The sequence below is a fragment of the Hydrogenoanaerobacterium sp. genome (assembly GCF_032017025.1).
Classification (GTDB): domain Bacteria; phylum Bacillota; class Clostridia; order Oscillospirales; family Ruminococcaceae; genus Hydrogenoanaerobacterium.
Genome location: NZ_DALZQO010000018.1, coordinates 57129 through 70218 on the forward strand (window position 1 = coordinate 57129; position 13090 = coordinate 70218).

Genomic DNA, 13090 nt, shown 5'->3' on the forward strand with positions numbered 1-13090 from the left:
GTAATGCAAGAGAACACACCAAAGCCCGAAGAACAGGAGGACGGCGGTAGAGCAACGTCTGGGCCGGAGTTCAAAAACGCCAAAGAGCGGTTTTATGACAAAATTCCTGTTTCGGTACAAACTCTAGACATTATCATTAAGCTGCTGATTGCAGTAGTGGTTGTGACTGTGGTTCTGGGCATAGTAGCCGGAAGAACCGCCTGACTGTAGAAGAAAAGCCGTACCCTTTTTAGAAAGGGTACGGCTTTTTACATGATTTAGCGATAAATTCTTGGATTATCATCTTCAAACTCAACAAAAACATCTTTTTTAAAGGTTAATTTGCCTTGCGCACCGATTTGAGCGGAATCAAAAAAAGAGCGGTTGACAATCAAGGGAAGGCTTTTGTTCAACACTTGAAAGGTTACCACATAATCGGTAGGCAACGAATCATCATCGTTTCCGCGCGGCTTATGGGGCACTGCTTGTTTGGCCGATACCTTAGCCTGCACAACCTGTTCTTTTCCGTCCCGCTTGCGTAAAAGCAGTACCACCACAGCTGCGACACCGCAAAGTATCAAAACCCACATAAAAGGCTGCATGATATTACATCTCCATTCCGAGCACAATAATATTACCATTCTAACATGTTTTATTTTAACATGTATAGTGTTTTTATAGAAATGCTTTGTTTTTTAAAAATTATTTACAATTTATACTTGTTTTTTCAGTATTTTTAAATTATTATAATATTAGCACTCGGATGCATAGAGTGCTAAATGCTTTAAATTTTGTATTTTAAATAAAGAGGAGTGATCGCATGAATGCTCAAAAGTTTACGCAAAAATCGCTGGAGGCGCTGCAAAACGCCCAGAATCTGGCCATTGAAAACCAAAACATGCAAATTGAACAGGAGCATCTCATCTATGCACTTGTAGAGCAGGAGAGCGGCTTAATTGCGCAGCTGCTTAAAAAAATGAATGTGGATGCGCAGGATTTTGCACAGTCGGTCAAAACCGAAATCAATAAGTTGCCAAGCGTTACCGGCTCGGGGCGCAAGAGCGGCGAAATCTACATTTCGGGTGAGGTGGACGCAGCCCTTGTCGCAGCCGAAAAAACAGCCGACAAAATGAAAGACGAGTTTGTCTCGGTGGAGCATATTTTTCTAGCAGTGCTGGAAAAACCAAACAACGCAATGCACCGCGTGTTTAACGCATATGCTCTGGATAAAAACAAATTTTTGACGGCATTGCAGACGGTGCGGGGAAACACCAGGGTAACCAGCGATTCCCCCGAGGCCACCTACGACGTGCTTGCCAAATACGGGCAGGATCTCGTTGAGCTTGCCAAAAACCATAAGCTGGATCCTGTCATCGGGCGTGACAGCGAAATTCGTAACGTCATTCGCATTCTTTCGCGCAAAACCAAAAACAACCCCGTGCTGATTGGTGAGCCGGGCGTTGGCAAAACTGCAATTGCCGAAGGGTTGGCGCTACGTATAGTACGCGGTGACGTGCCAAGTTCGCTAAAAGACCGCAAAATATTCTCGCTCGATATGGGTGCGCTGATTGCAGGTGCCAAATTTCGCGGTGAGTTTGAAGAGCGCCTGAAGGCAGTGTTGGGTGAAATTAAAAAGAGCGAGGGCAAAATTATTCTGTTTATCGATGAGCTGCACACCATTGTGGGTGCGGGAAAAACCGACGGCGCAATGGATGCGGGCAATATCTTAAAGCCAATGCTTGCGCGCGGTGAACTGCACTGCATTGGTGCAACCACGCTCAACGAATACCGCCAGTACATCGAAAAAGACGCTGCACTGGAACGCCGTTTTCAGCCTGTTCTTGTAGCCGAGCCCACGGTTGAGGATACCATCTCGATTTTGCGTGGGTTAAAAGAACGCTATGAGGTGTTTCATGGTGTCAAAATCCAGGATCAGGCGCTGATTGCCGCGGCGACACTTTCCAACCGATACATCTCCGACCGTTTTCTTCCCGATAAGGCGATTGACCTTGTGGATGAAGCTTGTGCGATGATCCGCACCGAGATTGACTCGATGCCGACCGAAATGGATGACCTTTCTCGTAAAATTATGCAGCATGAGATTGAGGAAGCAGCACTGAAAAAAGAGAAAGACCAGCTTTCGCAAGAGCACTTGAAAGAAATACAAAGAGAGCTTGCCGATATGCGTGCCCAGTTTGCTGAGATGAAGGCGAAGTGGGAAAACGAAAAGGGAGCAATCCAGAAGGTGCAAAAGCTGCGTGAGGAGCTCGAGCAGGTGAATGCCGATATTGAAAAGGCCGAGCGTGCTTATGACCTCAACAAGGCGGCTGAGCTGAAATACGGCAAGCTGCCGGCAATTCAGAAGGCACTCCACGAAGAAGAGGAGATAGCCGCGAAGGCGGAGCAGGGCACCTCGCTGCTGCGCGATAAGGTGACCGACGAGGAGATTGCTCGCATCATCTGCCGCTGGACGGGTATTCCGGTATCCAAGCTGATGGAGGGCGAGCGTGAAAAGCTGCTGCACCTTGAGGATATTTTGCATCAGCGTGTCATCGGACAGGATGAGGCAGTTGAAAAGGTGAGCGAGGCCATTATGCGTTCGCGTGCCGGTATTCAAGACCCCAACCGCCCCATTGGTTCGTTCCTGTTCCTCGGCCCCACCGGCGTGGGCAAAACCGAGCTTGCCAAGGCATTGGCGCAAAGCTTGTTCGACGACGAACACAATATCATCCGTATTGATATGAGTGAGTACATGGAGAAATACTCGGTATCTCGCCTCATCGGTGCGCCTCCGGGATATGTTGGCTACGATGAGGGCGGCCAGCTTACCGAGGCGGTGCGCCGTAAACCCTACGCGGTTGTACTGTTCGATGAGATTGAAAAAGCGCACCCCGATGTATTCAATATTCTGCTGCAGGTGCTTGACGATGGCAGAATCACCGACTCGCAGGGAAGAACGGTGGATTTTAAAAATACCATTATCATTCTTACCTCTAACCTCGGCAGCAGTTATATTCTTGAGGGCATCGACGAAAACGGCAGTATTACCGAGGAGGCAAAAATCCAAGTGAGCAGTTTGCTCAAGCAACAGTTCCGCCCCGAGTTTTTAAACAGGCTGGACGAGATTGTATTCTACAAACCGCTCACCAAGGTGGAGATTGCCTCCATTGTTGACCTGCTCATCGGCGAACTGCAAAACCGCTTGCGCGACAAGCAGCTTACCATCACAGTAACCCAGCGCGCAAAAGATTACGTGGTGGATGCGGGCTACGACCCTATTTACGGTGCAAGGCCGCTGAAGAGGTTTTTACAGCAGAAGGTGGAAACCTTGCTTGCCAGAATGATTATCGGCGAAGATTTAGCTCCCGGTACAAAGCTGCTGGTAGATTACGACGGCACAGTGCTTACCATTCAAAAGCAATAAATCCCAATCAGCAGGGGCGGTTTAAAAGCCGCCCCTGTTTTGCGTTTAGAGTGCATAAAATTCCATAACGGCGGGACAATCTTATATTGCTAATCTGGCAAAAACTAGGTATAATTTGAAGTAGTAAGGTGAATGATACAAATTTACGATACATAGGGGGTATTGCAATGAGCGAAAAGGCACTGTATGAGAGATGGCTGGAAAATGCAAGGGAAGACCGCGATTTGCATGAGGAGCTTGCGGCAATTGCAGGCAAGGATGATGAGATTTTTGACCGCTTTTACCGTGAGTTAGAGTTTGGTACAGCGGGTTTGCGCGGTGTAATTGGTGCGGGTACCAACCGCATGAATATTTACACCGTACGCAAGGCAACACAAGGGCTTGCCAGCATGCTGTGCGAAAGCTGTGAGAAACCATCCGTCGCCATTGCTTATGACAGCCGCATTAAGGCGGATTTGTTTGCGAAAGAGGCAGCAAGCGTGCTTGCGGGCAACGGCATTAAGGTGTATCTCTACGCGGAGCTTATGCCAACCCCGGCACTTTCATATGCTGTACGTGAGCTCAAATGCAGTGCAGGCATTATGGTGACGGCGAGCCATAACCCCGCAAAATACAACGGTTACAAGGCGTACGGGGCAGATGGCTGCCAGCTTGGCACAGAGCAATCGGAGCGTGTTTTGGAGTTTGCAAACCAGACCGATATCTTTAACGGTGTAAAGCGTGCCGATTACGATAAGGCGCTGGCAGAAGGGCTTATTGAAATCATCCCCGAGGCTGTTGTGCAGAAATTTCTTGATAACGTGCAGGCGCAGTCTGTGCGCAAGGGCATCTGTGAGCGTGCAGACCTTAAAGTGGTATACACACCGCTCAATGGTGCCGGTAACCGCTGTGTACGTTCCATTCTCGACCGTATCGGTGTGAAAAATGTTGTTGTGGTGCCCGAACAGGAAAAACCCGACGGCAACTTCACCACCTGCCCGTTCCCCAACCCCGAGATTCGCGAAGCACTGCAAAAGGGGCTCGATCTTTGTGAAAAAGAGAACCCATCCATTTTGCTGGCGACCGATCCCGACTGTGACCGCGTAGGCATTGCGGTAAACCACAGCGGCAGTTATGTGCTGCTCACCGGCAACGAGGTTGGTGTGCTGCTTACACATTACATTGCAACCTCTCGCGCCGAGCTTGGTACTCTGCCCGAAAACCCAATTGTTGTCAAAACAATCGTCACCACCTCCATGGTGGATGCGATGGGGGCAGACCTCGGTGTTGAGGTTATCAACATTCTCACAGGCTTTAAATACATCGGCGAGCAGATTGCACTGCTGGAAGAAAAGGGCGAGCAGAGCCGATTTTTGCTCGGATTTGAGGAGAGCTACGGCTATCTTTCCGGCACCTATGTGCGTGATAAAGACGCGGTAGTTGCCTCCATGCTCATCTGTGAGATGACCGCATATTACAAAGAACAGGGTATGACACTGGTGGATGCGCTTGGCAAGCTGTACGAGAAGTACGGTGTGCACAAAAACCTTCAGTCTAATTTTTACTGCGAGGGTGCCACCGGCATGCAGCGCATGGGTGAGCTGATGAGCGGACTGCGGGCGAACCCACCCAAAGAGATTGCCGGGCTCAAGGTTGTTTCGGTAGCCGATTACGATACCTCCATCAAAACGGTTAACGGCAAGGAGGAAGCAATCACTCTGCCTCAGTCCAACGTGCTGGCGTACGGCCTGGAGGGCGACATCCAGGTGGTCATCCGCCCGTCGGGCACCGAGCCGAAAATTAAGGCTTACTACATGGTAAAGGCGGCGACTGATGAAGCCGCGGAGGAGATCAGCAAAGCTTTGATTGACGCTGTCACCAAAATGATGGGCTTTTAGTACCGAGGCGAGCAATGCCGAAAGGCTTTTTGAATGGGATGGCTCATCTATAAAAGCACCTGCCCATTAGCCGCTTTGCGGTGAAAACGCAGAGAATGAAACGGATATTGACTAATTTGCAGCGGAGCTTTTTTAATGCTTGATTTTTGGACAACATTGTGATATTCTATATTTTAGTGTTGCATCTCAACTTGATGTGGCAACTTTGAACCGAGGTGAACTATACATGAAACAGGGAATTCATCCGAAATACGAGCCCACCACAATTACATGTGCTTGCGGCGAGGTTATCGACACACGTTCCACCAAAAAAGATCTCAAGGTTGAAATTTGTTCTAAATGTCATCCGTTCTTTACCGGCAGACAGAAACTGGTCGATACCGGCGGTCGTGTTGACAGATTCAAAAAGCGCTTCAATATGGACAAATAAGCATATTGTTTGCCAATTAAGGCGGTGCATTTTAATGCACCGCCTTTGTTGTAATATTGCGGCGAAAAAAGGCTTATTTTGTGTTATGCTCTATCAAAGCAGAACAAGCATTCCATAAAATAATGCGATAAAAGCAAAAATAAGAAGGATTTTTAACACTATATAGTCATAATAGGGCGGGCGCTGTTGCTGCCCGTAAAACTACCGGATGGGATGGAGGGCGCAACCGATGGAACAGGGCTACAAAACCATCTATGAGCGGGCAGAGGATGAGTTTATAGAGCGGAAATCGCGCTTTATCGGCTGCATTCAGCCGGTTACTACCGAAGAAGAAGCGCTCGCGTTTATCGCCGAAAAGCGCAGCCAGCACCGAGATGCAACCCACAATGTATTTGCCTATGTGCTGCGGGATGGCTTTACAAAGCGCTGCAGCGATGACGGCGAGCCGCAGGGTACCGCAGGTGTGCCGGTGCTGGATGTGCTGCAAAAAGAAGGGCTTGTGGATGTTTGCGTGGTGGTGACGCGCTATTTTGGTGGCACTTTGCTGGGGGCAGGCGGCTTGGTGCGCGCTTATTCGCACGGGGCAAAGCTCGCGGTAGATGTGGCACGCGTTATGCATATGAACCCATGCACCATATTGGAAATGGAATTTGATTACGCACTCTACGGTAAAATTTCTTATATCCTGCCAAAGTACAATACGGTTACACTGCAAAGTGATTTTGGTGTTGTGGTAAAGCTGAAGATTATGATGACGAGCGATAAAGTGGAAGCTTTTCGTAAAGAGCTTGATGAACTGACCGCCGCTGCGGTGTTCCCTTATGTGACGGAAGAAAAATTTGCCGATTTGGAATAAACACAATATCTGTAGAGGCGGTTGACAACATGTTTACAAGCATTAACAGCTTTGGTTTGTTTGGAATGAACGCCTACCGTGTGGCGGTGGAAATCGATCTTTCGCGTGGTATGCCTATCTTTGAAATGGTAGGCCTGCCCGACACTGCGGTTAAAGAATCGCGCGACCGTGTGCGCTCTGCAATCAAGAACGGCGGCTATGAGTTCCCCGTAGGCAGAGTAGTGGTAAACCTCGCACCCGCCGATGTGAAAAAAATCGGCTCGCTGTACGACCTGCCGCTGTTTATTGGACTGCTGTATGTAAGCGGCGTGATTGACCGCGACCTTTCAGATTGTGCGTTTATCGGTGAGCTTTCGCTCTCGGGGGAAAGCAGCCCCGCCAGCGGCGTGCTGCCCATGGTAATGGAGGCAAAGGCGCAGGGAATTCGTTCTATTTTTGTGCCCTTTGCAAACAGCGCGGAGGGTGCCGTGGTAGAAGGAATCGACGTATACCCCGTAAAACATATCAGCGAGCTGCTGACTCACCTTGAGGGTAGTGCAATGCTTACCCCTGCTGCCGCAAAGCCGTTCGCGGCGGACATTGCACAGGGGCTGCCCGACTACAGCGAGGTGAAAGGGCAGGCGGGCGCCAAGCGCGCCCTCGAAATTGCCGCCGCGGGCGGACACAATGTGCTGCTCATCGGGCCACCGGGCTCGGGCAAAAGCATGCTTGCCAAGCGCCTGCCCTCCATTTTGCCGCCGCTGACCTTTGATGAGGCGATTGAGACCACCAAAATTCAATCGATTGCAGGGGCACTTACAGGCGGAGTTTCGCTTATTTCTGCCCGCCCGTACCGCCACCCGCACCACACGGTGTCGCCGGTTGCTCTTTCGGGCGGCAGCGCGTACCCAAAGCCGGGTGAACTTAGCTTGGCGCACAACGGCGTGCTGTTTTTAGACGAGCTGCCCGAGTTCACCCGAACTGCGATGGAGGTACTTAGGCAACCGATGGAGGATGGCTGTATTAGCATTTCGCGCGTAAACGGTACCTACACCTACCCGTGCTCGGTGATGCTTGTAGGGGCGATGAACCCCTGCAAATGCGGCTATTTCGGGCATCCCACGCGCCAATGCAGCTGTTCGCCCGTATCGGTTGCCAAATACCTTTCCAAAATATCTGGTCCGTTGCTTGACCGGTTGGATTTGCACATCGAGGTGATGCCCGTGGAGTTCGAGCATCTGTCTTCGGGGCAAAAGGCGGAGACTTCTGCCGAGATTCGCGCGCGGGTGAGTGCAGCGCGTGCGTTGCAGGTGCAGCGCTATCAGGCCTACGGGGTTTCGTGCAATGCAAAAATTACACCCGCTATGTTAGACGAATTTTGCGTTATGACACCTGCTGCAAAGGCTATTTTGGGGCGCGCGTTTGATACCATGGGGCTTTCGGCCCGCGCTTACGACCGAATTTTAAAGGTGGCGCGTACCATTGCCGATCTCGATGGAGCGGGGGAAATTGACCCCCGCCACATTGCCGAGGCAGTGCAGTACCGCAGCCTAGACCGCAAATACTGGGCGAGCGGAGCTCATGTATAGATTAGATAGGAGCTTATAGGGGGAGAAACAGGATGTATGAGGTGAAGGTGCAACAAGGGCTGGAGTATATTCCCGATGCCGCGCTGATTCGCGAGGCAGTTTTTGTACGGGAACAAGGCTTTTGCAATGAGTTTGATGAAACCGACAAAACTGCTTGGCACGTTGTGGTCTATGAGGGCAACCGCCCTATGGCGACGGGCAGAACCTTTTCAGAAGATGGCAAAAGCTATCATCTGGGGAGGATTGCCGTTTTAAAAGAATTTCGAGGGCTTCATTTGGGCGCGCTTGTGGTGCAAAGTCTCGAAAAAGAGGCAAAGCGGCTTGGCGCCGTGCGTTTTGAGCTTTCGGCACAGGTACGGGCAAAAGGGTTTTATGAAAAACTGGGCTACACGGCGATGGGGGAGGAATACCCCGACGAACATGTGCCTCATGTTATGATGCAAAAATATGCTTAGTTTTGTTTATTTTTTGCATAATTTGACGAATTTGATTAAAATAGACCGATTTCCAAAAATATTTTTAATTTTAAGAAGGATTTTTTATATTATCTTGGTATAGTATAGTTAGACGATAAAAGGCGGTGATGATATGACCATTCGCAAACGCAGTGAGGATTGGGAGCACCAGACGTTATCAACCTATGCGTCTTTTTCCGACCAGAGCAGAGGGCGTGACCGAGAAGAGCCGGAGTGCGACATTCGCACCGCATATCAGCGCGACCGAGACCGCATTCTGCACTGCAATTCCTTTCGCCGCCTAATGCACAAGACGCAGGTGTTCATCTGCCCCGAGGGCGACCACTACCGCACCCGGTTGACGCACACGCTTGAGGTTTCGCAGATTGCGCGAACCATTGCGCGCGCACTAAGGTTAAACGAGGATTTGACCGAAGCGATTGCCATGGGGCATGACCTTGGGCATACGCCGTTTGGGCACGCGGGGGAGAAGGGACTGGATGAAATCAGCCCGAATGGGTACAAGCATTTTATGCAAAGTGTACGTGTGGTGGAGCATCTTGAGCACGGCGGTGCGGGGCTGAACCTCACCTTTGAAGTACGCAACGGCATACAGTGCCACAGCCATGGTAGTGAAGAGGCGGTGACACAGGAGGGCAGAATTGTCCGCTTTGCCGACAAAACCGCCTATATGAACCACGACATTGAGGATGCGATACGTGCGCAGATCATTACCGAGGAGGAGCTGCCGTTCAATGTAAAGTGTACGCTTGGGCGCAGCAAGTCAGAGCGTATCAGTTCACTGGTTGATTCGATTGTACGAAACAGCGCAGGTGACATTATTATGGGTGCGCAAGAGCTTGCTGCCTACAAAGAACTGCGCGAGTTTATGTTTGCGCAGGTGTACAAAAGCCCGATTGTACGCGATGAAGAAGACAAAGCGGCCGAGCTTGTAAAGCGGCTTTATGAATATTTTGCACGTTATGCGGATAAACTTCCCACAGAATACAAATTAATTGTAGAGAGGGAAGGCGCTGACCGTGCGATCTGCGATTATATTTCGGGGATGAGCGACCGCTTCGCCATTGGGCTGTACGAGGAGCTGTTTATCCCACGCTCATGGACGAAGCAGCAATAAGCATGATAGATTGGGGGGAGCGCTGTGATACCGGAGCAGTTTATTCAGGAGTTAAAACTGAACAACGATATCGAGGCAGTCATATCCTCTTACATCCAAATCAAACGGGGCGGGCGAAATCTGGTTGGGCTATGCCCGTTTCATAGTGAGAAGTCACCTTCTTTTACGGTATACAACGATTCGCAGTCATTTTATTGCTTTGGCTGCGGGGCGGGCGGTGATGTAATCACTTTTATCAAACGAATTGAAAACATAGAATACATGGATGCCCTTAAGCTGCTGGCAGAAAGAGCCGGCATGCAGCTGCCCGATAATAGCTTTGATGACACAGCAGCCAAGCTGAAAACCCGTGTGCTGGAGATCAATCGCCAGACTGCGCGCTTTTTCCACAGCTGCCTGACGTCCCCGCAGGGGCAGAAAACCCTTGATTATCTGCACGGCAGGGGGCTTAACGATAAAATTATTCGGCGCTTTGGGCTGGGCTATTCACCCGATAGCTGGGATTCACTGACAAAGCACCTAAAATCTCTTGGCTTCAGCTACGAAGAGATGACCACTGCCTGCGTCGCTGCAAACGGGCGAAACGGCGGTGTGTATGACCAGTTTAGGGGGCGAGTCATGTTCCCCATTATCGACATCCGCGGCAACGTAATTGCCTTTGGCGGGCGCATTATGGAGGGAAACGGCCCCAAATATCTTAACTCACCCGATACGCCGGTATTTAAAAAAAGCCGCAATCTGTTTGCCTTAAACATTGCCAAAGCCACCAAAGCGGAAAGCCTGCTGCTTGCTGAGGGGTATATGGACGTAATTGCCTTGCATCAGGCAGGGTTTGAAAACGCGGTGGCAACACTCGGCACCGCGCTTACCGACGAGCAGGCACGGCTGATGAGCCAATACGCAAAGCAAATTGTAATTGCGTACGACAGCGACGGAGCAGGGCAAACCGCTACCAAACGCGCCATCAATATTCTGGGCGAAATTGGTATGCAGGTGAAGGTGCTCTCAATGCAGGGGGCGAAGGATCCCGACGAATTTATTAAAAAATTTGGGCGCGACCGTTTTAAAATGTTGATTGAGGGCAGTGCCAATGCATTGGAATTTGAGCTTTCTAAAATAAAAAACAAATACGATATTTCCACCACAGACGGTAAAGTGAACTACCTGAAAGAGTTTGCGGATTATATGGCGGGCATCAGTAACCCGATTGAGCGCGATGTGTACATTGCAAAAACTGCAAATGAGCTTGAGGTTTCGAAAGACGCTGTACTGACTCAGGTGAATTATAGGATTCGCCAAAAGGCAAAATCCAAAGAAAAAAAAGAGGCAAAGGAGCTGAAGGTATTTGCGGCAACTCCCATGGATAAGGTGAACCCCGAGCGGGGGCGGCACTTAAAGGCGGCGCTTGCGGAGGAAAGGCTGATTGCCATTCTGTTCAAAAACCCTGACTACTGCACCTATATCAGGCAAAAGCTCACTCCGCAGGATTTTATCACCGAGTTCAACCGGCGCGTATATGAAATGATATGCGCACGCATTGAGAGCAATCAGACGCTCGATATGGGCATGTTCGGCGGTGAGCTTGATGACGCACAGATGGGGCGCATAGCGGGCTTTCTTGCCTCGACGAGCGGGCAGAACTACACCAAAGAGGAGACCGATGACTACATCCAAACCATATTACAAAGCAAACTGGAAAAAACCGACAAGGATGTCGCAGAGATGAACGATTCAAGCTGGAGCAAATACATATCGGATCTTGCGGCTAAGAAGAAATAGGGGGAGTTCAAAACCATGGCTGTACAGGATAAAAAGACACTACTCAAGGATTTGATTGAAAGCGGCAAGACCAAAGGCAAGCTGAGCACAAAGGAGATTAACGATGTGCTGGAGGAGCTTGATTTTGATGTAGAGCAGGTAGATAAGCTTTACGATACACTGGAAAGTCACAACATTGAGATTATTGAAGATTTTACGGCACCGGTTGATGTTGACATCATACCCGGAGAGCCGGAGGAACTGGAGAGCTCGCTTGCATCCGAGGGCATCAGCATTGATGACCCCGTTAAGGTATACCTCAAAGAGATTGGCCGTGTGCCGCTGCTTACCCCCGAGGAGGAAATTGACCTTGCCACCCGTATGGCAGAGGGCGACCCTGCCGCGAGAAAGCGCCTGTCTGAGGCAAACCTGCGCCTCGTAGTAAGCATTGCGAAGCGCTATGTAGGCAGAGGCATGCAGTTCCTTGACCTGATTCAGGAGGGCAATCTGGGCCTGATTAAGGCGGTTGAAAAGTTTGATTACACCAAGGGCTTTAAGTTTTCAACCTACGCCACTTGGTGGATCCGTCAGGCGATTACACGCGCCATCGCCGACCAGGCGAGAACCATCCGTATTCCGGTTCACATGGTAGAAACCATTAACAAAGTAAAAAAAGTATCCAGCCAGCTGCTGCATAAAAATGGCCACGAGCCCACTGCGGAAGAAATTGCAGTTGAACTCGAGATGCCGGTGGAAAAGGTGCGCGAAATTATGCGTGTTGCGCAGGAGCCTGTTTCGTTGGAGACTCCAATTGGTGAGGAAGAAGACAGCCATCTTGGCGACTTTATTCCCGACGATGATGCCCCCGCACCCGCAGAAGCCGCGTCCCACACGCTTCTTAAAGAACAGCTCAGCGATGTACTGCAAACCCTTACTCAGCGTGAAGAAAAGGTGCTGCGCCTGCGTTTTGGCCTGGAAGACGGCCGCAGCAGAACCCTTGAAGAGGTGGGCAAGGAATTTAACGTCACCCGTGAGCGTATTCGACAAATTGAAGCCAAAGCACTGCGCAAGCTGCGTCATCCCAGCAGAAGCAAGAAGCTTAAGGACTTTTTAGATTAAAAAGGAGGGGTTTTGATGCACATCACCTTGGAAGCAGATTATGCGATACGCATAGTGCACTGCTTAGTACAGTTAAAACAGCGTGCCGATGCAAAATCAATTGCTGAAACCACAGGTGTTACACTGCGCTTTTCACTTAAAATTTTGCGTAAACTCGTTGCAGCAGGCATTATCAAATCGTTTAAAGGGACACAGGGGGGCTACGAAATTGCAAAGCAACCAAGTGATATCACGCTTTACGATGTTATTGCCACAATCGAGGGGCCGCTGAACATATCGCGTTGTATTCTGCCTGATTTTACATGTACCCGGCCGAAAGAGGCCCCCTGCCAATACCAAAAAGTATTCATCGAGTTGACCGACGATATTAAAGCAAAGCTGCAATCCATTACGTTTGACCAACTGATGTAAACAAAAAAAGCTGCCATATGTGTGCTTAGCACCAAGAAAAATGGACATTGAATAAAAAGACCTCCAATCGTAGAA

General features: G+C 49.9%; 12 protein-coding genes. 11 read left to right on the forward strand and 1 reads right to left on the reverse strand.

What is annotated here, in order from left to right; genetic code table 11:
- Positions 1 to 3 precede the first annotated feature (3 nt).
- Positions 4 to 204 (forward strand): hypothetical protein, encoded by a 201-nt coding sequence (locus RTV33_RS11235; RefSeq protein ID WP_312644310.1) that lies wholly within the window; start codon positions 4 to 6, stop codon positions 202 to 204.
- 53 nt (positions 205 to 257) lie between these two features.
- Here the strand turns inward: RTV33_RS11235 and RTV33_RS11240 are convergent, their stop codons facing one another.
- Positions 258 to 581: a DUF2500 family protein gene (locus tag RTV33_RS11240; RefSeq protein ID WP_312644311.1), complete on the reverse strand. Its 324-nt coding sequence runs from the start codon at positions 579 to 581 to the stop codon at positions 258 to 260.
- A 218-nt stretch (positions 582 to 799) separates the two neighbouring features.
- Here RTV33_RS11240 and clpB point away from each other — a divergent pair, with 218 nt between their 5' ends.
- The 10 genes from clpB (at position 800) to RTV33_RS11290 (ending at position 13015) form a co-directional block, all read left to right on the forward strand.
- A complete protein-coding gene (gene clpB / locus RTV33_RS11245; protein ID WP_312644313.1) occupies positions 800 to 3403 on the forward strand; it encodes an ATP-dependent chaperone ClpB in 2604 nt (867 codons plus the stop codon).
- A gap of 167 nt (positions 3404 to 3570) precedes the next feature.
- Entirely contained in the window at positions 3571 to 5280 is a 1710-nt protein-coding gene (locus tag RTV33_RS11250; RefSeq protein ID WP_312644315.1) for a phospho-sugar mutase, read from the forward strand.
- Positions 5281 to 5506: 226 nt separating this feature from the next.
- On the forward strand, positions 5507 to 5710 hold the full coding sequence (gene rpmE, locus RTV33_RS11255) for a 50S ribosomal protein L31 (RefSeq protein ID WP_312644316.1): 204 nt from the start codon (positions 5507 to 5509) through the stop codon (positions 5708 to 5710).
- A 229-nt stretch (positions 5711 to 5939) separates the two neighbouring features.
- Positions 5940 to 6566, forward strand: coding sequence for a YigZ family protein (locus RTV33_RS11260; RefSeq protein WP_312644317.1), 627 nt, complete (start codon positions 5940 to 5942; stop codon positions 6564 to 6566).
- Between the two features lie 29 nt (positions 6567 to 6595).
- Entirely contained in the window at positions 6596 to 8134 is a 1539-nt protein-coding gene (locus RTV33_RS11265) for a YifB family Mg chelatase-like AAA ATPase (RefSeq protein WP_312644318.1), read from the forward strand.
- 32 nt (positions 8135 to 8166) lie between these two features.
- A complete protein-coding gene (locus RTV33_RS11270; protein WP_312644319.1) occupies positions 8167 to 8589 on the forward strand; it encodes a GNAT family N-acetyltransferase in 423 nt (140 codons plus the stop codon).
- 133 nt (positions 8590 to 8722) lie between these two features.
- The gene (locus RTV33_RS11275) at positions 8723 to 9727 is read left to right on the forward strand and encodes a deoxyguanosinetriphosphate triphosphohydrolase (protein ID WP_312644320.1); all 1005 of its coding nucleotides are present in this window, start codon (positions 8723 to 8725) and stop codon (positions 9725 to 9727) included.
- A gap of 24 nt (positions 9728 to 9751) precedes the next feature.
- On the forward strand, positions 9752 to 11506 hold the full coding sequence (gene dnaG / locus RTV33_RS11280) for a DNA primase (RefSeq protein ID WP_312644321.1): 1755 nt from the start codon (positions 9752 to 9754) through the stop codon (positions 11504 to 11506).
- 15 nt (positions 11507 to 11521) lie between these two features.
- Positions 11522 to 12604 carry an RNA polymerase sigma factor RpoD gene (gene rpoD, locus RTV33_RS11285; protein ID WP_312644322.1) on the forward strand — a complete coding sequence of 361 codons (1083 nt, stop codon included), beginning with the start codon at positions 11522 to 11524 and terminating at the stop codon, positions 12602 to 12604.
- Between the two features lie 15 nt (positions 12605 to 12619).
- Positions 12620 to 13015 carry an Rrf2 family transcriptional regulator gene (locus tag RTV33_RS11290; RefSeq protein WP_312644323.1) on the forward strand — a complete coding sequence of 132 codons (396 nt, stop codon included), beginning with the start codon at positions 12620 to 12622 and terminating at the stop codon, positions 13013 to 13015.
- The last annotated feature ends 75 nt before the right edge of the window (positions 13016 to 13090 follow it).